At 59.2% G+C, this 19042-nt stretch carries 22 protein-coding genes and 1 tRNA gene; 13 read left to right on the plus strand and 10 right to left on the minus strand.

The genetic code is table 11. From position 1 onward, the window contains the following. The first annotated feature begins 33 nt into the window (after nucleotides 1-33). The 3 genes from ugpE (at nucleotide 34) to ugpQ (ending at nucleotide 2799) form a co-directional block, all read left to right on the plus strand. Nucleotides 34-888, plus strand: coding sequence for a sn-glycerol-3-phosphate ABC transporter permease UgpE (ugpE, locus tag B9Z31_RS09105; RefSeq protein ID WP_100119251.1), 855 nt, complete (start codon nucleotides 34-36; stop codon nucleotides 886-888). Between the two features lie 157 nt (nucleotides 889-1045). Beyond that, nucleotides 1046-2068, plus strand: coding sequence for a sn-glycerol-3-phosphate ABC transporter ATP-binding protein UgpC (gene ugpC, locus B9Z31_RS09110; protein ID WP_100119252.1), 1023 nt, complete (start codon nucleotides 1046-1048; stop codon nucleotides 2066-2068). After that, nucleotides 2065-2799, plus strand: a complete 735-nt coding sequence (gene ugpQ, locus B9Z31_RS09115) for a glycerophosphodiester phosphodiesterase (protein WP_199174469.1) — start codon at nucleotides 2065-2067, stop codon at nucleotides 2797-2799. The genes ugpC and ugpQ overlap by 4 nt, the downstream gene beginning before the upstream one ends. Before the next feature lie 10 nt (nucleotides 2800-2809). Here the strand turns inward: ugpQ and B9Z31_RS09120 are convergent, their stop codons facing one another. Continuing rightward, on the minus strand, nucleotides 2810-3085 hold the full coding sequence (locus B9Z31_RS09120) for a hypothetical protein (protein ID WP_100119254.1): 276 nt from the start codon (nucleotides 3083-3085) through the stop codon (nucleotides 2810-2812). A gap of 138 nt (nucleotides 3086-3223) precedes the next feature. Between B9Z31_RS09120 and hemA the strand changes: the two genes are divergently transcribed. The 4 genes from hemA to grxD all read left to right on the plus strand — a co-directional run bounded on the left by hemA (nucleotide 3224) and on the right by grxD (nucleotide 6941). Continuing rightward, complete coding sequence (gene hemA / locus B9Z31_RS09125) at nucleotides 3224-4495, plus strand: glutamyl-tRNA reductase (protein WP_100119255.1); 1272 nt, start codon at nucleotides 3224-3226, stop codon at nucleotides 4493-4495. A 103-nt stretch (nucleotides 4496-4598) separates the two neighbouring features. Then, nucleotides 4599-5687, plus strand: coding sequence for a peptide chain release factor 1 (gene prfA, locus B9Z31_RS09130; protein ID WP_100119256.1), 1089 nt, complete (start codon nucleotides 4599-4601; stop codon nucleotides 5685-5687). Beyond that, nucleotides 5687-6532, plus strand: coding sequence for a peptide chain release factor N(5)-glutamine methyltransferase (gene prmC, locus B9Z31_RS09135; protein WP_100119257.1), 846 nt, complete (start codon nucleotides 5687-5689; stop codon nucleotides 6530-6532). The genes prfA and prmC overlap by 1 nt, the downstream gene beginning before the upstream one ends. Nucleotides 6533-6617: 85 nt before the next feature. Then, a complete protein-coding gene (gene grxD / locus B9Z31_RS09140) occupies nucleotides 6618-6941 on the plus strand; it encodes a Grx4 family monothiol glutaredoxin (protein WP_053171770.1) in 324 nt (107 codons plus the stop codon). A gap of 108 nt (nucleotides 6942-7049) precedes the next feature. On the opposite strand, the gene B9Z31_RS09145 is transcribed toward grxD, so the two are convergent. Beyond that, complete coding sequence (locus tag B9Z31_RS09145) at nucleotides 7050-7709, minus strand: cytochrome c (protein WP_100119258.1); 660 nt, start codon at nucleotides 7707-7709, stop codon at nucleotides 7050-7052. A gap of 106 nt (nucleotides 7710-7815) precedes the next feature. Between B9Z31_RS09145 and B9Z31_RS09150 the strand changes: the two genes are divergently transcribed. From B9Z31_RS09150 to B9Z31_RS09170, 5 genes are all read left to right on the plus strand, one after another. Next, the gene (locus B9Z31_RS09150) at nucleotides 7816-8658 is read left to right on the plus strand and encodes a MoxR family ATPase (RefSeq protein WP_100119259.1); all 843 of its coding nucleotides are present in this window, start codon (nucleotides 7816-7818) and stop codon (nucleotides 8656-8658) included. Nucleotides 8659-8668: 10 nt separating this feature from the next. Next, nucleotides 8669-8908, plus strand: coding sequence for a hypothetical protein (locus B9Z31_RS09155; protein WP_100119260.1), 240 nt, complete (start codon nucleotides 8669-8671; stop codon nucleotides 8906-8908). Continuing rightward, nucleotides 8905-9516, plus strand: a complete 612-nt coding sequence (locus B9Z31_RS09160) for a GNAT family N-acetyltransferase (RefSeq protein ID WP_100119261.1) — start codon at nucleotides 8905-8907, stop codon at nucleotides 9514-9516. Before B9Z31_RS09155 ends, B9Z31_RS09160 begins: the two co-directional genes overlap by 4 nt. Nucleotides 9517-9531: 15 nt before the next feature. Then, nucleotides 9532-10716, plus strand: coding sequence for a VWA domain-containing protein (locus B9Z31_RS09165; protein ID WP_100119262.1), 1185 nt, complete (start codon nucleotides 9532-9534; stop codon nucleotides 10714-10716). A 53-nt stretch (nucleotides 10717-10769) separates the two neighbouring features. Then, nucleotides 10770-10844, plus strand: a tRNA-Arg gene (locus B9Z31_RS09170). 147 nt (nucleotides 10845-10991) lie between these two features. On the opposite strand, the gene B9Z31_RS15490 is transcribed toward B9Z31_RS09170, so the two are convergent. Genes B9Z31_RS15490 through B9Z31_RS09195 form a run of 5 tightly spaced genes read right to left on the minus strand, consistent with a single transcriptional unit; the run spans nucleotide 10992 to nucleotide 14429 of the window. Then, nucleotides 10992-11393 (minus strand): hypothetical protein, encoded by a 402-nt coding sequence (locus B9Z31_RS15490; protein WP_158235674.1) that lies wholly within the window; start codon nucleotides 11391-11393, stop codon nucleotides 10992-10994. 26 nt (nucleotides 11394-11419) lie between these two features. Next, complete coding sequence (locus tag B9Z31_RS09180; RefSeq protein WP_100119264.1) at nucleotides 11420-13150, minus strand: SulP family inorganic anion transporter; 1731 nt, start codon at nucleotides 13148-13150, stop codon at nucleotides 11420-11422. A 40-nt stretch (nucleotides 13151-13190) separates the two neighbouring features. Further along, nucleotides 13191-13655: a DUF6691 family protein gene (locus tag B9Z31_RS09185; RefSeq protein WP_100119265.1), complete on the minus strand. Its 465-nt coding sequence runs from the start codon at nucleotides 13653-13655 to the stop codon at nucleotides 13191-13193. A gap of 10 nt (nucleotides 13656-13665) precedes the next feature. Further along, nucleotides 13666-14103 (minus strand): YeeE/YedE family protein, encoded by a 438-nt coding sequence (locus B9Z31_RS09190; protein WP_100119266.1) that lies wholly within the window; start codon nucleotides 14101-14103, stop codon nucleotides 13666-13668. After that, nucleotides 14100-14429: a helix-turn-helix transcriptional regulator gene (locus tag B9Z31_RS09195; protein WP_100119267.1), complete on the minus strand. Its 330-nt coding sequence runs from the start codon at nucleotides 14427-14429 to the stop codon at nucleotides 14100-14102. The genes B9Z31_RS09190 and B9Z31_RS09195 overlap by 4 nt, the downstream gene beginning before the upstream one ends. A gap of 101 nt (nucleotides 14430-14530) precedes the next feature. Between B9Z31_RS09195 and B9Z31_RS09200 the strand changes: the two genes are divergently transcribed. Beyond that, on the plus strand, nucleotides 14531-15406 hold the full coding sequence (locus tag B9Z31_RS09200) for an MBL fold metallo-hydrolase (protein WP_100119268.1): 876 nt from the start codon (nucleotides 14531-14533) through the stop codon (nucleotides 15404-15406). 108 nt (nucleotides 15407-15514) lie between these two features. Here B9Z31_RS09200 and B9Z31_RS09205 read toward each other — a convergent pair whose 3' ends face one another. From B9Z31_RS09205 to soxX, 3 genes are read right to left on the minus strand one after another with little or no spacing between them, the layout of a single operon-like run. Then, nucleotides 15515-16513, minus strand: a complete 999-nt coding sequence (locus B9Z31_RS09205; protein ID WP_100119475.1) for an MBL fold metallo-hydrolase — start codon at nucleotides 16511-16513, stop codon at nucleotides 15515-15517. A 60-nt stretch (nucleotides 16514-16573) separates the two neighbouring features. Further along, nucleotides 16574-18307: a thiosulfohydrolase SoxB gene (soxB, locus tag B9Z31_RS09210; protein ID WP_100119269.1), complete on the minus strand. Its 1734-nt coding sequence runs from the start codon at nucleotides 18305-18307 to the stop codon at nucleotides 16574-16576. Nucleotides 18308-18367: 60 nt separating this feature from the next. Continuing rightward, nucleotides 18368-19024, minus strand: coding sequence for a sulfur oxidation c-type cytochrome SoxX (soxX, locus tag B9Z31_RS09215; RefSeq protein WP_100119270.1), 657 nt, complete (start codon nucleotides 19022-19024; stop codon nucleotides 18368-18370). Nucleotides 19025-19042 lie beyond the last annotated feature (18 nt).

Raw genomic sequence — 19042 nt, forward strand, 5'->3', positions numbered from 1 at the left:
GTCGCCCTCACCCCTGGCCACTGGAGGCCGCACATGATCGAACGACGCCCTGGCCTGCAACTCTTACGGCATGTCATCTTGCTGATTGGCGTGGCCATCGTGGCCTTTCCGCTCTACCTGACCTTGGTCGGCTCAACCCAAACCGCCCAGCAAATCAACCAAAGTGTGCCCATGTCCATGGTGCCGGGCAGCCATTTTTGGGAAACCTACCGCCTGACATTGTTTGGCGGCAGCAACTCGCAAGGCAGTCCCTTGCCGGCCATGTGGCCCATGATGCAAGTCAGCCTGATCAGTGCCTTGGGCATCGCCATCGGCAAGATCGCCATCTCGCTGCTGTCGGCCTTTGCCATCGTGTATTTCCGCTTCCCGCTGCGCAACATGGTGTTCTGGATGATTTTTGTCACCCTGATGCTGCCGGTCGAAGTGCGCATCAGCCCCACCTACGAGGTGGTGGCAGGCCTGGGCTTGCTCAACAGCTTTGCGGGCCTGACGGTGCCGCTGATCGCCTCGGCCACGGCCACCTTTTTGTTTCGACAGTTTTTCCTGACCATTCCCGACGAGCTGGTGGAAGCCGCCCGCATGGATGGGGCTGGACCCATGCGCTTTTTCAAAGACGTGCTGCTGCCTTTGTCGGCCACCAACATCGCGGCGCTGTTTGTGATCCAGTTCATCTATGGCTGGAACCAGTACCTGTGGCCCCTGCTGGTGACCACCAACGAAGACATGTACCCCGTCGTGCTGGGCATCAAACGTCTGATTTCGGGCGAGTCTTGGACCGAATGGAACGTGGTCATGGCCGCGGCCATCCTGGCCATGTTGCCGCCGGCGCTGGTCGTGGTCCTGATGCAAAAATGGTTCGTCAAGGGCCTGGTCGATACGGAGAAATAATTACACCGGGGACAGACCGCTGCGAAGCGGCGCTCTGTCCTCGTCTGACTAAAACCGGGGACAGTCCGCTGCGAAGCGGCGCTCTGTCCTCGTCTGACTAAAACCGGGGACAGACCGCTGCGAAGCGGCGCTCTGTCCTCGTCTGATCAAAGAATTTATGGCTGCCATTACCCTCTCGCACATCCTCAAAACCTATGGCGCTGGCGCCAAGGCCAACACCGTCATCCACGACCTGAACGCCAGCATTGCCGACGGCGAGTTTGTGGTCATCGTCGGGCCTTCGGGCTGCGGCAAGTCCACCTTGCTGCGCATGGTGGCGGGCCTCGAGGACATCTCGGGGGGCACCATCTCGATTGGAGATCGGGTGGTCAACGATCTGGAGCCGGCCGAGCGCGACATCGCCATGGTGTTCCAGAACTACGCGCTGTACCCGCACATGAGCGTGTTCGACAACATGGCCTATGGCCTGAAGATTGCCAAGCGCCCCAAGGAAGAAATCCAGGCGCGGGTGGACAAAGCGGCAGGCATTCTGGAATTGAGCCACTTGCTGCAACGCAAGCCGCGCGAGTTGTCCGGTGGCCAGCGCCAGCGCGTGGCCATGGGCCGCGCCATCGTGCGCCAACCGCAGGTGTTCTTGTTTGACGAGCCGCTGTCGAATCTGGACGCCAAGCTGCGCGCACAAACGCGGTTAGAAATTCAAAAACTGCACCGCGAGCTGGGCATCACCAGTTTGTTTGTGACACACGACCAGGTCGAAGCCATGACGCTGGCCCAGCGCATGATCGTGATGAACGGCGGCCACATGGAGCAGTTCGGCACACCCGAAGAGGTCTACAACCGCCCGTCCAGCACCTTTGTGGCCAGCTTCATCGGCTCGCCGCCCATGAACCTGCTCAAGCAAGCACCAGGCACACCGGCTGGGCAGATCCTGGGCATTCGCCCTGAGCATCTGGACATCACCCCCTCGGGGGGCTGGACCCTGACGGTGGACACGGTTGAACTGCTGGGCGCCGAACGTTTGGTGCATGCCCGGCTGGGGGATGAGACGCTCACCTTGCGCGTGGACGAATCGGTCACGCCGCCGCAGCCCGGAAGCACCTTCCGCGCCACACCCCGCCCAGACCGTGTGCACGGGTTTGACGCGACAACCCAAAAACGCATCGCCCCATCAGCACCATGACACACTGGCCCTACCCCCGCTGGATCGCCCACCGAGGCGCTGGCCAACTCGCCCCAGAAAACACCTTGGCGGCCTTCCGGCTGGGAGCGACCTACGGCTACCGCATGTTCGAGTGCGACGCCAAGCTCAGCGCGGACGGCGTGGTGTTCCTGATGCACGACGCCACGCTGGAGCGCACCACCAACGGGCAGGGCATGGGCGGCGACTGGCCTTGGCATGCCTTGTCCCAGCTGGACGCAGGCGGCTGGCACTCACGCACCTACGCCGGCGAAGCGGTGCCGACGCTCGAAGCGCTGGCGCAGTTCTGTCGCGCGAATGGGCATTTGCTGAACATCGAAATCAAACCCACACCGGGCAGCGAGGCGGCCACCGGTGAGGCTGTGGCTCGACTGGCCAAACGCCTGTGGGCGGGCGAGCGCGTGCCGCCACTTTTGACCTCGTTCAAACCCGAGGCATTGGCCGCCGCTCAGCAAACCGCCCCCGAATTGCCGCGCGGCTTGCTGATCGACACGCTGTGGACAGGTTGGTTTGAAAAAGCCCAAGCGCTCGCTTGTGTGGCTGTGGTGGCCCACTACGCCTTGTGGGACGCGGCCACCGTGGCCCAAGTCCACAACGCCGGCATGCGGTGCCTGAGCTACACCGTCAACGACGACTCGGCGGCGCAGCACCTGCTGGACCTGGGCACCGACGGCATCATCACCGACCGCGTGGATCTCTTGCCCCCCCACTGAGCAGCGCCAGTCAACGGCCTTTCCAGGCCCGCTGCATCCCCCACTCCAGCGTCGCCGCCACCAGCACCAAAGCGATGTAGGTGCTCATTTTTCCGTCTTGGCCGTGCAGCCACAGCCCCGCCACGAGCACCACCACCCCGCTCACGGCATGCACCGCCATGCGCCGGCGAATGGGCCAGGGGCCTTTCCCCAAGGCCCAACGGCTGGCCCAAGGCATCAAAACCGCCATGGCCAGTGCAGGCATGACGAATCCCCAAAGGTGCAACAGCAACAAACCCAATGTCATTTGGCCTCTCATGGATACGAGGGATGCACCTGTTTGGCGTCACCCTTTCGGTCAAATTGTGCCTCGAATGCCACGTCAACGGCGAAAGCCACCAAAAGTGTCAAGCAAAGTTGACATGCCATGCCTATAATCACCTTCATGGCTGTCTGGACCTTGGGTTTGAACCACACGACTGCACCGCTGGATCTGCGCGGTCGGTTTGCGTTCGCCGTGGACAAACTGGTGCCCACCCTCCAAGGCCTGCGGCGCGATCTGGCCCACCGCATGGCGCAAGAGCCTGAAGCGGCCATTCTGTCGACCTGCAACCGCACCGAAATTTATTGCGCCGCCGACCAGGCCGCCACCAACGACACGCTGCGCTGGCTGGCCCAAACCGGCGGGGTGAGTGCCTCCGAGTTGCACGCGCACACCTATTTACTTGAAGGCAATGAAGCTGCCCGTCACGCCTTTCGCGTGGCCAGCGGTCTGGACTCCATGGTGCTGGGCGAGGCCCAGATTTTGGGTCAGCTCAAAGATGCTGTTCGGGCGGCCGAGCAAGCCGGCGCTTTGGGCAGCACCCTGAACCAATTGTTTCAGCGCAGCTTTGCCGTGGCCAAAGAGGTGCGCAGCGCCACCGAAATCGGGGCCCACTCGATCAGCATGGCCGCTGCTTCGGTACGTCTGGCCAGCCAGTTGTTCGAAGACCTCAAAGACATCCGCGTCCTGTTTGTTGGCGCCGGCGAAATGGTCGAGTTGGTGGCCACCCACTTTGCAGCCAAGCAACCCAAAAGCATGGCCATCGCCAACCGGAGCATGGACAGGGGTGAGTTGCTCGCCAGCCGTTTCGGGGCCGAAGTGATGCGCCTGGCCGATCTGCCTGACCGCCTGCACGAGTTCGATGCGGTCATCAGCTGCACCGCGAGCACCCTGCCCCTGATCGGTTTGGGCGCGGTTGAGCGGGCCCTGAAAAAACGCAAATACCGCCCCATGTTCATGGTCGACCTGGCTGTGCCCCGGGACATTGAGCCTGAGGTGAAATCGCTGGAAGACGTCTACCTCTACACCGTGGACGATTTGGCCAGCGTGGTCCAAGCCGGTCAGGCGCACCGACAAGCCGCCGTGGCCGAGGCAGAAGTCATCATCGACGCGGGCGTTCAAAGTTTCAGCCACTGGCTGGGCCAACGTGACACCGTGCCGCTGATCCAGCAACTGCAAAACCAAGCCGATGCTTGGCGCGAAGCCGAATTGGCCCGCGCTCGCAAGTTGCTGTCACGGGGCGATGACCCGATCGCGGTCATGGAAGCCCTGTCCAAGGGTCTGACCCAAAAAATGCTGCATGGTGCCATGGCCGAGTTGCGGGGGGCTGACCCCGAGCACCGCGAGCAGACCATGCACACGGTGCAACGCGTTTTCTTGCGCAAAGAGCGTTAGCGGCTGAATTTGCAGGTCGGCACTTCAGCGCCGACAAAACCTCGGCGCACCCGCGTGCACTGCTCGTCGGAGTTCAAGCTCTGACCTCCAAAAATTTGGCCGCATGAAACCCTTTTTGATCCAACAACTCGAACGCTACGCCTTGCGCTTGACGGAGCTGGACTTTTTGTTGTCGCGCGAAGACATCATGGCCGACATGACCCAGTTTCTGAAACTCTCGCGCGAACACGCCGAGGTCAGCGCAGTGGCTTCGCGGTTTTCCCGCTTCCAGCAACGCAGCGCCGATCTGACCGCCGCCCAAACCCTGCTGGCCGACGAGGACATGCGCGAGATGGCCGAAGAAGAAGTGGCCAGTGCCCGTGCCGAGTTGCAAAATTTGGAAGCGGAGTTGCAGCGCATGCTGCTGCCCAAAGACCCGGATGACGCACGCCCGGCGTTTGTCGAAATCCGGGCCGGCACCGGGGGCGACGAGTCGGCGCTGTTTGCGGCCGACTTGCTGCGCATGTACACCCGCTACGCCGAAAGCCAGGCTTGGAAGTGCGAGATCGTGTCTGAATCGGTGAGCGAGCTGGGCGGCTACAAGGAGGTGGTGGTGCGCGTTGATGGCGAGAACGTGTATGGCGCCCTCAAATTTGAGTCGGGCGGGCACCGGGTGCAACGCGTGCCGGCCACCGAAATCCAAGGCCGCATCCACACCAGCGCTTGCACCGTGGCGGTGCTGGCCGAGCCGGACGAAGCAGAGGCCATCAAAATCAACCCCTCGGATTTGCGCATCGACACCTACCGCGCCAGCGGCGCCGGTGGGCAGCACATCAACAAAACCGATTCGGCCGTGCGCATCACCCATTTGCCCACCGGCATCGTGGCCGAATGCCAGGACGGCCGAAGCCAGCACAGCAACAAGGCCCAGGCCCTGAAAGTGTTGACCGCCCGCATCCAAGAAAAAGACCGATCTGAACGCGCCGCCAAAGACGCGGCCGAGCGCAAAAGCTTGATCGGCAGCGGCGACCGTTCGGACCGCATCCGCACCTACAACTTCCCGCAAGGGCGCCTGACCGACCACCGCATCAACCTGACTTTGTACAAGCTGCTCACCATCATGGAAGGCGATTTGCAGGACGTGGTTCACGCGCTGCAAAGCTACGAAGCCGCTGAACAGCTGGCCGCGCTGGAGATCGGAGCCAACGCCTGATGCACAACGCTGCCACCGTCGACCAATGCCTGCGCCATGCGCAATCCCTGGGTTTGGCCCGGGTGGACGCGCAGATGTTGCTGCTGCACAGCCTGCAGCGCCCGCTGCACGAGCGCGCCTGGCTCTTGGCCCATGACAGCGACACCTTGACGGCGGCGCAATCGACCGCGTGGCAAGACGCACTGCAGCGCCGCCTGAGCGGCGAACCCGTGGCCTACATCACCGGCCGCAAGGACTTTTTTGGCCTGAGTTTGGCCGTGGACGCCCGCGTTCTGGACCCTCGCCCCGACACCGAAACCTTGGTGGAATGGGCCCTGGATTGCCTGCCAGAAACCGGCACGCCGCGCATTTTGGACCTGGGCACGGGCAGCGGCGCGGTGGCCTTGGCACTGCAACACAAGCGGCCCAATGCCACGGTCTGGGCCGTGGACGCCAGCGAGGACGCATTGGCCGTGGCCCGTGCCAATGCCACGCGCTTGCACTTGGGCGTGCAGTTCATCGCCAGCAACTGGCTCAAAGCGGTGGATGTGCAAGGGACGGGCCGCTTTGAGCTCATCGTCTCCAACCCACCCTATGTGGCCGAGGGCGACCCGCACCTGGCCGCCCTGAGGCACGAGCCCCTGCAAGCGTTGACCAGCGGCTCTGACGGGCTGGATGACATCCGCCAGATCATCGCCCAAGCCCCTGCCTTTCTAGCCCCGGGCGGCTGGCTGCTGCTCGAGCATGGCTGGGACCAAGCCGCCGCTGTGCAGGCCCTGCTGGGCGAGGCCGGTTTTGTGCAGGTGCAATCTCGCCGAGACTTAGGCGGCATGGCGCGCTGCACCGGCGCGGCCTGGCCTGTTTGACACCAACACCCCTGTGACGGTTGCAGACATTCAATCAGAGAGATAATCTCCCCCACACGATACCGACCCCATTTGGAGCAACACCATGAGCGACACCCAACAACGCATCGACGAACTCGTCAAAGGCAACGAGATCACCCTGTTCATGAAGGGCAGCGCCAGCTTCCCCATGTGCGGCTTTTCCGGCCGTGCCATCCAGATCCTCAAGGCCGTGGGCGTTGACCCCAAGACCGTCAAAACCGTGAACGTGCTGGACGACGCCGAAATCCGCCAAGGCATCAAGGAATACAGCAACTGGCCCACCATCCCGCAGCTGTATGTCAAGGGTGAGTTCATCGGTGGCTCGGACATCATGATGGAGATGTACGAGTCTGGCGAACTGCAGCAAGTGATCAACGGCCAAGCCTGAACCGGGCCAGGCGGGTCCGCCCCTTGACCGCAAGGGGCCATCCAAGCCAGCCGACACAAGAAAAAAGCCAGTCAACAGACTGGCTTTTTTGCTTGGAGGTGACTCAGATCAACGGAATTTGGACTGAGGCACCACTTTCATGTCGCCATCCAAAGAACCGATGTAACCGGCCATGGCCTTCAGTTCGGCATTGGAGAACTGCTTGGCAATGCCACCCATCACGCCGTTGTTGCGGCCCCATGTGGACTGGTTTTCAACTTTGTAGGACTTGAGCGCCACAAACAGAAAGTCTTTGTGCTGACCAGCAATTTTGGGGTAGCTGGGGTCAATGGGCTTGGCGAAGTTATCACCGTGGCAAGAAATGCAAGCGCCCTTTTGCAGCAAAGCGGCCACTTTGGCATCGGGTGTTTTGGGGGCTGTGGCCACAGGCTCGGTCTTGCCGTGCTGCTCGTAATAAGCGCCCAGATCGGCCATGTCCTGGTCGCTCAGGGTGTCGGCAATGCCGCGCATGGTGGGGTGCTTGCGCTCACCTTTTTTGTAGGCATTGAGGGCCGACACGATGTACTTGGCGTTTTGGCCAGAGATCATGGGCACGCGGTACACCTCAGGGAAACTGGCTTGGTAGCCTTTGATGCCGTGGCAGCCGATGCACATGGCAATCTTTTGCTCAGCGGCTTTGGCATCGCCCTTGATTTCTTGGGCTTGGGCGGAGATGGCGGTCACGGAAGCGACAGCCAAGGCGAACATCGAGGTCAACAGCTTATTCATTTTGCTCACACAATCCAAATGATTGATAAAAATCAACTGCGGATTATATCGGGCTGGCCCTCATAATCCTGACAAGCTTTATTCCTGTTTTTGAGAACTGCTCACCATGAAATTCCAAGGTACCGAAAACTACGTCGCCACACCGGACTTGATGCTGGCCGTGAATGCCGCCATCACCCTCAAACGCCCACTGCTGGTCAAAGGCGAACCTGGCACGGGCAAAACCATGTTGGCCGAGGAAGTGGCCGAGGCCTTGGGCCTGCCACTGCTGCAGTGGCACATCAAATCGACCACCAAGGCGCAACAAGGCCTGTACGAATACGATGCGGTGAGCCGTTTGCGCGACAGCCAGCTGGGTGAGGAAAAGGTCAAAGACATCGAGAACTACATCATCAAGGGCGTGCTCTGGCAGGCGTTCACCTCTGAGGTGCCCGTGGCCATCCTGATCGATGAGATCGACAAGGCCGACATTGAATTCCCGAACGACCTGCTGCGCGAGATCGACCGCATGGAGTTTTATTGCTACGAGACGCGCCAGCTGATCAAGGCCAAAACCCGCCCGCTGGTGTTCATCACCTCCAACAACGAAAAAGAGCTGCCTGACGCCTTCCTGCGCCGCTGCTTCTTCCACTACATCAAGTTTCCCGAAGCGGAAACCATGAAGCAGATCGTGGATGTGCACTTCCCCACCCTCAAAAAAGACCTGCTGGCCCTGGCGCTCAAGACCTTTTATGACGTGCGCGGACTGCCCGGCCTGAAGAAAAAGCCCTCCACCAGTGAGCTGCTCGACTGGCTCAAGCTGCTGGTGGCCGAAGACATCCCCCTCGAAGCCCTGCAAAGCGCCGACCAAAAGGTCTCGGTGCCGCCGCTGGTGGGCGCACTGCTCAAAAACGAGCAAGACGTGACCTTGTTTGAAAAGCTGGTGTTCATGAACCAGCGCAACCGCTGATCCAGACGCGATGACCACACCCAACCCCTTCATGGAAGGCATCTCGGATGCCGTGGGCTTTGTCGGCGGCGCCTTGACCGGTTATTGGGCGGGGCAATGGCTGGGCCTGAACATCTTCAGCGCCGGCTACGACAACGCCAGCATCGGTGGCATTTTGCTGGTGGGCTTGGGCGGTGGCGCGGGCTTGCATTTGGCCCGCTATTGGCGCAGCAAACAAAAAGCCAAAGACGCTGACACAGACGCATCATGAGCCCCTGGATTTCGCCCCTCACCCTATCGGCTCGGCACGTCCAGCTTGCGCCGCTGTCGCATGCACACCACGACGCGCTGCTTGAAGCGGTGCGTGACGGCGAACTCTGGAACCATTGGTACACCGCCATCCCCACGCCCGAAGGCATGCAGGCCGAAATCACCCGCCGTTTGGACCTGCAAGCCAAAGGCAGCATGTGCCCCTTCGCGGTGATCGATCCGGCAACCAACCAAGCCGTGGGCATGACCACCTACATGAACATCGACGCGGCCAACCGCCGTGTTGAAATTGGCTCCACTTGGTACCGCCAAAGTGTGCAGCGCAGCCCCCTCAATACCGAAGCCAAGCGCCTGCTGCTGGCACACGCCTTTGAGCAACTGAACTGCATCGCGGTGGAATTTCGCACGCATTTCTTCAACCAGCAAAGCCGCCGCGCCATCGAGCGCTTGGGTGCCAAGCTCGACGGTGTGTTGCGCAGCCACCAGATCAACCCACACCCCATGGCACCCGGTGCACTGCGCGACACCTGCGTCTACAGCATCGTGGCCAGCGAATGGCCCAATGTGAAAACGCATTTGGACTACCAACTCGCCCGCGTTCGGGCCTGAGCACGGAGACACGCCATGCTGATCGATTTTTTCTACACCCTGCGTGCCGCCAAGTTGCCGGTCTCGGTGCGCGAGTACCTGACACTGCTCGAAGCCTTACAAGCCCATGTCGTCGGCCCGGCATCTGAAGCCTGCAGCATCGACGACTTCTACCACCTGGCCCGCACCGTGATGGTCAAGGACGAGAAGCATTTCGACAAGTTCGACAAGGCCTTCGGCGCTTACTTCAAAGGCGTGGAAATGCTGACCGACTTCACCAAAGAAGTGCCCCTCGACTGGTTGGAAAAAATTCTGCAAAAGGAACTCACACCCGAGCAAAAAGCCGCCATCGAGAAGATGGGCTGGGATGAGCTGATGGACACGCTCAAAAAGCGCCTCGAAGAACAAAAAGAGCGGCACGAAGGCGGCAACAAATGGATCGGCACGGGCGGCACCTCCCCTTTTGGCAACGGTGGCCACAACCCGCAAGGCATTCGCATTGGCGGCAAAGGCGGCAACCGCAGTGCCGTGAAGGTGTGGGAACAACGCGCCTACAAAGACTACGACGACCAACAAGAGCTGGGCACACGCAACATCAAGGTGGCGCTGCGCCGCCTGCGCCGCTTTGCCCGCGAGGGCTCGGTGGAAGAGCTGGACTTGGATGGCACCATCCGCAAAACGGCGGCCAATGCCGGTTACCTCGACATCCTGATGCGGCCCGAGCGCCACAACAACGTGAAAGTGCTGCTGCTCATGGACGTTGGCGGCACGATGGACGACCACATTGCCCGCGTCGAAGAAATGTTCTCGGCCGTGAAGGCCGAGTTCAAGCACTTGGACTTTTATTACTTCCACAACTGCGTCTATGACTTCATGTGGAAAAACAACAAACGCCGCTACGCCGAAAAATTCCCGACCTGGGATATTCTGCGCAAGTACAACAAGGACTACAAGCTGATCTTCATTGGGGACGCCACCATGAGCCCCTATGAGATTTTGCAAAAGGGCGGCAGCGTTGAATACAACAACGAAGAAGCTGGCGCCGAGTGGCTGCAGCGCCTGACGCACACCTTCCCCAAATTCGCCTGGATCAACCCCGAGCCGCAAGGTGTTTGGCAATACCGCCAGAGCATCTCCATCATCCAGCAGCTCATGAGCAACCGCATGTTCCCGCTGACCCTCAAGGGCTTGGAAGACGCGATGCGCTTGTTGAGCAAGTAGCGCCAGTCCACCCGAGGCGGTGGACACAGACCGCCCTGTAAAATCGCCCTCGCGCCACCGTAGTTCAATGGATAGAACTCTCCCCTCCTAAGGGAGTGATACAGGTTCGATTCCTGTCGGGGGCACCAGCCATCGATGAGCGGTCTGTCCGCAACCCCCCCTGAAAATAACAAGGCCCCTGGTGTGCAACACCAGAGGCCGATGCGCCGTTCATTTCCTACAGGGCAGGAGGGCGGCGGGTCGTTGATGCTGCACTTGGTCAGCATCCGAACAACTTACTTCTTGAACAACTTGTCACCCTTTTCATGGGTCACTTGACATGCTTTGCTCAACTTGTCGTCGTGCTTTTCAAGGCATGCCCAGACGGCCTTGTCATCCCCTGAACACTTGAATTCTTTGACCTCTTTTTCGCAAGCTTTCCAATCCAGTTTCCCAGAAGCCATGCTGGCGGTGGATGTCAAAAATAAAACAAAGGACAGTGCTGCGATTTTTGGGATGTTCTTCATGGGGGTCTCCTGAGATGGGGTCAATGGACGCGCCCCCCAACGGTTGAGCGGCCAGCATCGCATGACGAGATGATTATGCTTGCGAATACCGCCCCCAATGTCGGGAAAGTTCCTCGCCCTGAATGTTGGGGACAGAACAAAATGCCGTGCTGAATCGGATGGATGGCTCACGCAGTGGCCTTAGGGCCAAGGCAACTTCAACAAACGACCTCGGGCGTGAGTGCTTGAATGGCTTGGTAATTGGTCAAAAATACCTGCCCATGCAAATGCCGAAAAAAATCTGTGGTGTTGAGCTTGTCCATCACCGGGCCTTTGATTTCCGAGAAATGCAAAGCAACCCCAGAGTCATTCAAACGACTGGCAATCGCCTCCAAGCTCTCCAAGGCACTGGCGTCAATGTCGTTCACCGCAGAGCATTGCAACAAAACATGCTCTAAGCCTGGATGCGCTGCCACCTCGGCATTGATGCGGTCTTCCACGCCCCGGGCGTTGGCGAAAAACAGGCTGGCATCCACCCGCAGGCAGACCAGCTTGGGACTGGTCAACACAGCATGGCGGAGCACATTGCGGAAATGCTCAGTGCCTGGCACCAAGCCCACAGTGGCGATGTGGGGACGGCTGGCTCGGAATAAAAACAGCGCCAAAGACACCACCACACCCAACACCAAACCACTTTCCACGCCCACCAACAAAGTGGCCAGCAAGGTCGTGGCCACGGCGATGAAGTCCAGTTTGGAAAAACGCCAAGTGGATTTGAAGATGCCAAAGTCAACCAAAGAGAGCACCGCCACGATGATGGTGGCCGCCAGTGTGGCCTGCGGCAGATAGTAAAGCGCAGGGGTTAGGAAAAGCGAAGCCAGTGTGATGCCCACTGCTGTGTACACGCCTGCGGCAGGCGTGACAGCACCAGCATCAAAATTGACCACAGAGCGTGCGAAACCACCGGTCACGGGGAAGCCACCCGTGAATGCCGCCGACAAATTGCTGGCGCCCAGTGCCACCAATTCTTGGTCGGGCTCAATGCGTTGACGACGTTTGGCGGCCAAGGTTTGGCCCACCGACACCGATTCAACAAACCCCACCACGCTGATCAGCAGTGCTGGCACCAGCAACTCTTGCCACAAAGCCAAATCCCACAAGGGTGCGGTGAGCGGAGGCAAGCCCTGCGGCACGCTGCCCACCAATTTCATACCCTGGCCTTGCCAGTCCAGCGCCCAAGCCAACACCGTGGTCAGGGCAATGGCGACCACGGGGCCCGCCTTGGCCAGCACATCGGCCAGCTTGGGTTGGAGGCCTGCAGAAATCAGCAGCGGTTTCAAGCCCTTGCGGACCCAGAACAAAAACACCGTGGCAGCGATGCCCACACCCAAAGTGAGCAGGTGCAGCTTAGAGGCTTGGTGCATCAGCGCAAGCAGCAGCTCTAAAAAGTTGTGGCCCTCGGCTTTGATGCCCATGAGGGTTTTCATTTGGCTCAAGGCGATCAGCAAACCAGAGGCGGAAATGAAACCAGAGATCACCGGATGGCTTAAGAAGTTGGCCAAGAAGCCCAAGCGCAGCAAACCCATGATGAGCAACATGCCGCCCGACAAAAACGCCAAAGTGATGGCCACTTGCCAATAAGCATGCGTCCCCGCAGCCGAATGTTCGGCCACCGCAGCGGCGGTCATCAAAGACACCACGGCCACAGGCCCCACCGCCAAGACACGGCTGCTGCCCAACACCGCATAGAGCAGCAAGGGCGCCACGCTGGCGTACAAACCCACCTCGGGCGGCAGGCCTGCCAGCAAGGCATAGGCCAAGCTTTGCGGAATCAGCATGATGGTGACAATGAGTGCCGCCACCATGTCGCTGGTGAAAGCTTCTCGGTTGTATTGGCGACCCCACACCAGCAAGGGAACATTGGGGAGCCATCGTCGCAGCGCAATCATGGGTTCACCCTTTCGGCCTTGTGGTCGTTCATCGTGAGGTTCAAGCCGCGTTGAGCTTGGCTTTGCGGGGTGCGTGGACAAAACGGTCCATCAACTCAAAGCCCAGCATGCCCACCAACATGGCCACGACAAACACCAGCGCCTTGGGTTGCCCATCGGCCATCGACACCAGGGCTGGGCCAGGGCAAAAACCGGCCAAGCCCCAACCTGCACCAAACAACAAACTGCCAATCACCAGTTTTTTGTCCATGTCCATGTTGGTGGGCAGGCGCATAGCGCCGCCCAAAAAGGTGCTGGTGCGTTTTTTGGCCACGGTGAAGGCGAAAAAGCCGACCATGATGGCGCCGCCCATCACCAGTGCCAAGGAAGGGTCCCAAGTGCCAAACAGGTCAAGAAAGCCAACGACTTTGCCAGGGTCGGTCATGCCGGAAAGCATGAGGCCCAAGCCAAACAGCAGACCCACAACAAACTCAGCGATGCGGTAGAGGTGGTTTTTGTTAAGCATGTTGATGTCCTTAGAGGATGTGACGCAGCACGTAGACCATGACAAAGCCGGCACCCATGAAAGACAGGGTGGCCACCAATGAGCGGGGTGACAGGCGAGACAAGCCGCACACACCATGACCGCTGGTGCAACCAGAGGCATAGCGGGTGCCGATGCCCACCAGCAAACCGGCGGCAATCACCATCCAGTCAGACGCGTCAACGCGCGGGGCGGTGATGTACTGCGCGGGCACCACGGCATGAAACACCGTGGGTGCGGCAAACATACCCAGGAGAAAAGCAACACGCCAAGTGGTGTCGCCCACTTTGGGAGGCAGCAGCCCGCCCAAGATGCCGCTGATCCCCAAGATGCGACCGTTGACCAAAATGAAGATGGCCGAAGCCAACCCCAAAATAATGCCGCCGATCAGGGATGCGAAAGGCGTGAAATGTGCCCAATCGATGTTCATGCTGATGCTCCTTCTTGTGGTTCGCAAAATTGCGCGAATAAAACGGTCATGACCGCCAGCGCTTGTGGGCTGGCGATTTGGTAGTAGATGTTTTTGCCATCTCGGCGGGTGGTCACCAGCTCTTCGTCACGCAAGACCGTGAGCTGCTGCGACAAGGTGGGCTGCACGATGCCCAAGATCTCTTCCAACTCGCCCACACGCTTTTCGCCTTGAGACAGTTGGCAAAGCAGCATCAAGCGGTCGGGGTTGGAGAGCACTTTCATCAGGCGGCAGGCATGGCCGGCTGAGGTCTTCATTTTTTCAAGGTCCAGTGTGGTGGTGTCCATGGGCGATTTCCCCGGTTGCATCAAAGAAAGTCTAAATTATATTTACTGATAAACTATTTGTCAATATACTATGCAAAACTTAATCAACAACGGAGTTCTCGATGACCACCACCCATCTCAACCCACTGGTCCACGGCATTTTTGACCCCGCCACTTGGACGGTGACTTATGTGGTTTACGAAAAACCCGGCTCTGCCTGCGCCATCATTGACTCGGTGTTGGACTACGACCCCAAGTCTGGCCGCACCAGCCACAAGTCAGCGGACAAGGTGATCGAGTTTGTCAAAGCCAACGACCTGAAGGTGGCCTGGATTCTGGAAACCCATGCCCACGCCGACCACCTGAGCGCCGCCCCTTATCTGAAACAGCATTTGGGTGGTCAAACCGCCATCGGTGACCACATCGGTGGCGTTCAAAAAGTGTTCAAGGGCATCTTCAACATGGAAGACAACTTCAAGGTTGACGGGTCGCAGTTTGACCATTTGTTCGCCGAGGACGAGGCCATCACCATGGGCAAGCTGACAGGCAACACCCTGTTCGTGCCGGGCCACACACCCGCCTGTGTGGCTTACCAGTTTGGTGATGCCGTTTTTGTGGGCGACACCCTGTTCATGCCGGATGTGGGCACCGCACGCTGCGACTTTCCCGGTGGCGACGCCAAAACCTTGTACGCCTCGACACGCAAAATTTTGAGCTTGCCACCCGCGACACGTTTGTTCATGTGCCACGATTACCCGCCCAATGGCCGCCCGGTGAATTTCGAAACCACGGTGGCCGAGCAAAAAGCCAAGAACATCCATGTGCACGACGGCATCGGTGAAGCCGCGTTTGTCGACATGCGCACAAAGCGAGATGCGACCTTGGAAATGCCGGTACTGATCTTGCCTGCAGTGCAAATCAATATCCGGGCTGGCGAGTTACCACCCAAGGAAGACAACGGCATTGCCTACGTCAAAATTCCTTTGAACGCACTTTGACCCTGTTTGGGTTTAAAACCCAAAGCCATTGATGGGGGTACCCGATGGCTGTAGCGGGAAAAAAACCTGAATCCGCACACCTTTTCAAACTGTGCGGATTTTTTGCATTCAGAACGCGACTTTCTCGGCTTCGAGATAAGCCAGACTCACATACTTGCCAATGTTGCGTTGAAAGCCTTCCATGGTCTTGGCACGCACGGCCACACGCGGGTCCTTCAGCACGGCAGCTTTGGCTTCGGCTTCGGATTGGCTGCCCTCCACCGCTTTGAGGCAAGGCTCCCAGATGCCCGCCATGAACTCGCCATAGGTCTTGAGCAGGTCTTTGCGGGCTAGGCCATGACCGGGCACCCACAGCTGCTCGCCCGTGGCCGCTTGCAGGGCTTTGTAATATTTGAAGGTACCAGGGTAGGAGCCTTCGTCCATATTGGCAATGCGGTTGGTCATGGCGATGTCACCCACTGCCGTCACCTTGTCTTGAACCACCTCGACACACAGATCCGATGGTGTGTGCGCAGTGCCATAGTGGTGCATGCGAAAGGTCACATCGCCGATCTGAATCGTTTGACCATGCGTTACGGACGTGTTGGGCAGTACCACTTGGGTGCCCAGCGTGGATTGGTTGGTCCAGCGTTCCATCAGGCTGCGCCACAAGTTGCCTTCTGAGCCTTTGAGTTTTTCAATGGTGCTGGGCAGAGCGTAAATGGGCAGCTTGTCACCGTAGCTTTTGACGAAGGCGTGGTTACCCAGCCAATGGTCACCGTGGTAGTGGCTGTTGAACACGGCCACCACAGGTTTGTCGGTCACCTTGCGGATCATGCGGATGGCCATCTGGCCGATTTGCAGCGAAGCACCTGAATCGATCACCACCACCCCGGCTGTGGTCACCACAAAGATGACGTTGGCCATCATGCCCTGGTTTTCAGGGGTGGGAAATCCGTCAGGGGAGTAGATCATCCACACATGGGGCGACAGCTGTTGCGCCGGTATGTCGGCCACGGGCGGGCCTTCGATGAAGTCCTGCGCTTGCTGCGCGAGCAAACGGGCCTCGGGCCACAGGGCTGCGCCGCCGATGGCAGCGCTGGCCCACAACAGTTGTCTTCTTATCATGGTCATCCCTCCTCTCGCGGTGCAGCGCTGGACAGTTCTATATGGCGCAGCACGCACTCGTCAACCGGCGTAGCCCTTGTTGGGCAATGCGCCCATGATTTTTGGGGTGTTGAGTTGGCGTGGCTTGATGCGACCGCCTTGGGCTTTGAGCCAGGTTTCCACCACATCCCACACCTGCTTGTTGCCTTGGTTGCGGGCTTCTTCAGCAACGGGGGCCCAGCCAGCCACCTTGTACTTTTTACCCGCGTCGATGAGCTGGCCTTTCAGACGCATATCGCCAATGCGTTGGCCTGCCTTGGCCACCGGGTTGCAGCTATAAGTCAGTCCGCCCACACGTACCATGTCGCCGCCTTGCTGGTAATAGGGGTCGGGGTTGAACAGGTTATCGGCCACGTCTTCGAGAACGGTCTTGATGGTCTCGCCCGTCATCTCGGTCACCGTGGCGTACGAATACGTGGTGGCGGTCATGTCGAGCAGCCATTCGCGCGTGATGGCCTGGCCCGGCAAGAGTGTGGTGCCCCAGCGAAAGCCTGGCGAGAAGGCGATGTCTGCGCCCTGCACGTCCAGCAGTGCGTCGATCAGCAACTGGTCACCCGTGCCGTTGAAGTTGCCGCGTCGGTACAGCAAGCCATCGGTCACGGCCAGCTTTTCGGCCAGCTTGGATTCGTAAGGCGCGCGGATCTTGGTGATCAACGCGTCCATCTCCTTGTCTGCGGGCAGCATGTTGGAGAACACCGGCAGCAATTTGTAGCGGAAGTCGCTGACCTTTTTGTTTTTGACTTCGAAGTCGAGTACGCCCAGAAATTTGCCGTTCGAGCCCGCATTGGTGACGATGGTCTTGCCACCTTTGTTGGACACCAGAGTGGCCACGGGCATGCCGTCGTGCGTGTGTCCACCCATGATGGCATCGATGCCGCTGACGCGGCTGGCCATTTTCAGGTCCACGTCCATGCCGTTGTGGCTGATGACGACAACGACCTGCGCACCTTTGCCGCGGGCTTCGTTGACCATCTGCTGCATGTTTTCATCTTGAATGCCGAAGGCCCAATCGGCCACCATGTAGCGGGGGTTGGCAATCGGGGTGTAGGGAAAGGCTTGGCCGATGATGGCGCAGGGGACGCCATTGATCTCGCGGATCACGTAGGGCTTGAAGACAGGGTCACCAAAATCATTGGTCTTGACGTTCTGCGCGACAAAGTCCACCTTGCCCGCAAAGTCTTTCTCGATGATTTCCTTCACGCGCTCCATGCCCAGGGTGAACTCCCAGTGACCGGTCATCACGTCCACGCCCAGCAGTTTGCAGGCGTCGACCATGTCCTGGCCGTTGGTCCACAAGCTGGTGCCCGAGCCTTGCCAAGTGTCACCACCGTCGAGCAACAAAGCGCCGGGGCGGCTGGCCTTCATGCGCTTGACCAGTGTGGCCAGGTGCGCAAAACCACCGACTTTGCCGTAGCGCTTGGCAGCTTTTTCATAGTCCAGGTAAGTCAGCGCATGGGCCTGTGCGGTACCCGGGCGGATCTTGGCCACTTGCAGCAAATACTCACCCACCAAATGCGGCAGATTGCCCTGCATGGATCCAACCCCTAAGTTGATGCTGGGCTCACGGAAATAAATCGGCTTGAGCTGGGCATGGCAATCGGTCATGTGCAGGAAAGACACATTGCCGAACTTGGGCATGTCATAAAGACCATTGGCGGCTGTGCTGGCACTGGACTGGGCGTAGGCGCCCATGCTCATGCCAGCCATCGTGCCGGCACCCATGACTTGGATAAATTCGCGTTTGGAGAGATTCATATTGGCAACCACTGATATATACGGAGCTAAAAAACCCGGACCAGCCGGGTTTTCATAGGCTTATTGGTTAACGGGCGACTTGGGGTCGAGTAACAAGCCCACGATGTGGCGAACTTGCGTTTCGTTCAGGATGCCCATGTGACCTGCGCGAGGCATGTTGGAGCAGGCGTTGTAGGCCTTGGCGTTCCAGATCTTGCCCCAGGTGTATTCCACAATGGCCTTGCTGGCCGGATCGTCGGGGTTGGACACGCCGCGAATCTTGCCGTAGTTATAGAGGCTAGGACCAATGGTGCCGTAAGAGATTTCTTTCTTGTCCATCTGGTGGCAGTTGTAACAGTTGCCACCATTCACGCCCGTGGCCGAATCGGTCCATGTCAGGCCGCGTCCGCTTTGAGCAATGGCTTCGCCTTGCTTCCAGTCACCGATGAACTTGCCGTCGGATGGCCACTTGATGGCTTTGAGGTTGGCTTCTTCGATGCGCTTGGCGATCTTCTCGTCCAGTGGCTTGCCCGCCACGTCGGCCTCACTGCAAGCGATGTTGGTTTCGTCGGTGGCGGTGATGCGTTCCACTTTCACATGGCTTTCATCGCGGAAGGAAGCCTTGACAATTTTGTCCGTCAAGGCATTGAGTTCGGCCACAGAAGGACCAGAGGCGCAGCCTGCAGCCACCAAAGCGGCAGACAAGCTGGCCAAAACGAGTTGGGTCTTTTTGTTCATGAGGGTCTCCTGTTCAGA

Source organism: Limnohabitans sp. G3-2, from assembly GCF_002778275.1.
GTDB lineage: Bacteria > Pseudomonadota > Gammaproteobacteria > Burkholderiales > Burkholderiaceae_C > Limnohabitans_A.

What these genes read in the sequence shown, in the direction of transcription:
- ugpE (WP_100119251.1), top strand. Translation starts at nt 34, where the DNA reads ATGATCGAACGACGCCCTGGCCTGCAACTCTTACGGCATGTCATCTTG.
- ugpC (WP_100119252.1), top strand. Translation starts at nt 1,046, where the DNA reads ATGGCTGCCATTACCCTCTCGCACATCCTCAAAACCTATGGCGCTGGC.
- ugpQ (WP_199174469.1), top strand. Translation starts at nt 2,065, where the DNA reads ATGACACACTGGCCCTACCCCCGCTGGATCGCCCACCGAGGCGCTGGC.
- B9Z31_RS09120 (WP_100119254.1), bottom strand. Translation starts at nt 3,085, where the DNA reads ATGACATTGGGTTTGTTGCTGTTGCACCTTTGGGGATTCGTCATGCCT.
- hemA (WP_100119255.1), top strand. Translation starts at nt 3,224, where the DNA reads ATGGCTGTCTGGACCTTGGGTTTGAACCACACGACTGCACCGCTGGAT.
- prfA (WP_100119256.1), top strand. Translation starts at nt 4,599, where the DNA reads ATGAAACCCTTTTTGATCCAACAACTCGAACGCTACGCCTTGCGCTTG.
- prmC (WP_100119257.1), top strand. Translation starts at nt 5,687, where the DNA reads ATGCACAACGCTGCCACCGTCGACCAATGCCTGCGCCATGCGCAATCC.
- grxD (WP_053171770.1), top strand. Translation starts at nt 6,618, where the DNA reads ATGAGCGACACCCAACAACGCATCGACGAACTCGTCAAAGGCAACGAG.
- B9Z31_RS09145 (WP_100119258.1), bottom strand. Translation starts at nt 7,709, where the DNA reads ATGAATAAGCTGTTGACCTCGATGTTCGCCTTGGCTGTCGCTTCCGTG.
- B9Z31_RS09150 (WP_100119259.1), top strand. Translation starts at nt 7,816, where the DNA reads ATGAAATTCCAAGGTACCGAAAACTACGTCGCCACACCGGACTTGATG.
- B9Z31_RS09155 (WP_100119260.1), top strand. Translation starts at nt 8,669, where the DNA reads ATGACCACACCCAACCCCTTCATGGAAGGCATCTCGGATGCCGTGGGC.
- B9Z31_RS09160 (WP_100119261.1), top strand. Translation starts at nt 8,905, where the DNA reads ATGAGCCCCTGGATTTCGCCCCTCACCCTATCGGCTCGGCACGTCCAG.
- B9Z31_RS09165 (WP_100119262.1), top strand. Translation starts at nt 9,532, where the DNA reads ATGCTGATCGATTTTTTCTACACCCTGCGTGCCGCCAAGTTGCCGGTC.
- B9Z31_RS09180 (WP_100119264.1), bottom strand. Translation starts at nt 13,150, where the DNA reads ATGATTGCGCTGCGACGATGGCTCCCCAATGTTCCCTTGCTGGTGTGG.
- B9Z31_RS09185 (WP_100119265.1), bottom strand. Translation starts at nt 13,655, where the DNA reads ATGCTTAACAAAAACCACCTCTACCGCATCGCTGAGTTTGTTGTGGGT.
- B9Z31_RS09190 (WP_100119266.1), bottom strand. Translation starts at nt 14,103, where the DNA reads ATGAACATCGATTGGGCACATTTCACGCCTTTCGCATCCCTGATCGGC.
- B9Z31_RS09195 (WP_100119267.1), bottom strand. Translation starts at nt 14,429, where the DNA reads ATGGACACCACCACACTGGACCTTGAAAAAATGAAGACCTCAGCCGGC.
- B9Z31_RS09200 (WP_100119268.1), top strand. Translation starts at nt 14,531, where the DNA reads ATGACCACCACCCATCTCAACCCACTGGTCCACGGCATTTTTGACCCC.
- B9Z31_RS09205 (WP_100119475.1), bottom strand. Translation starts at nt 16,513, where the DNA reads ATGATAAGAAGACAACTGTTGTGGGCCAGCGCTGCCATCGGCGGCGCA.
- soxB (WP_100119269.1), bottom strand. Translation starts at nt 18,307, where the DNA reads ATGAATCTCTCCAAACGCGAATTTATCCAAGTCATGGGTGCCGGCACG.
- soxX (WP_100119270.1), bottom strand. Translation starts at nt 19,024, where the DNA reads ATGAACAAAAAGACCCAACTCGTTTTGGCCAGCTTGTCTGCCGCTTTG.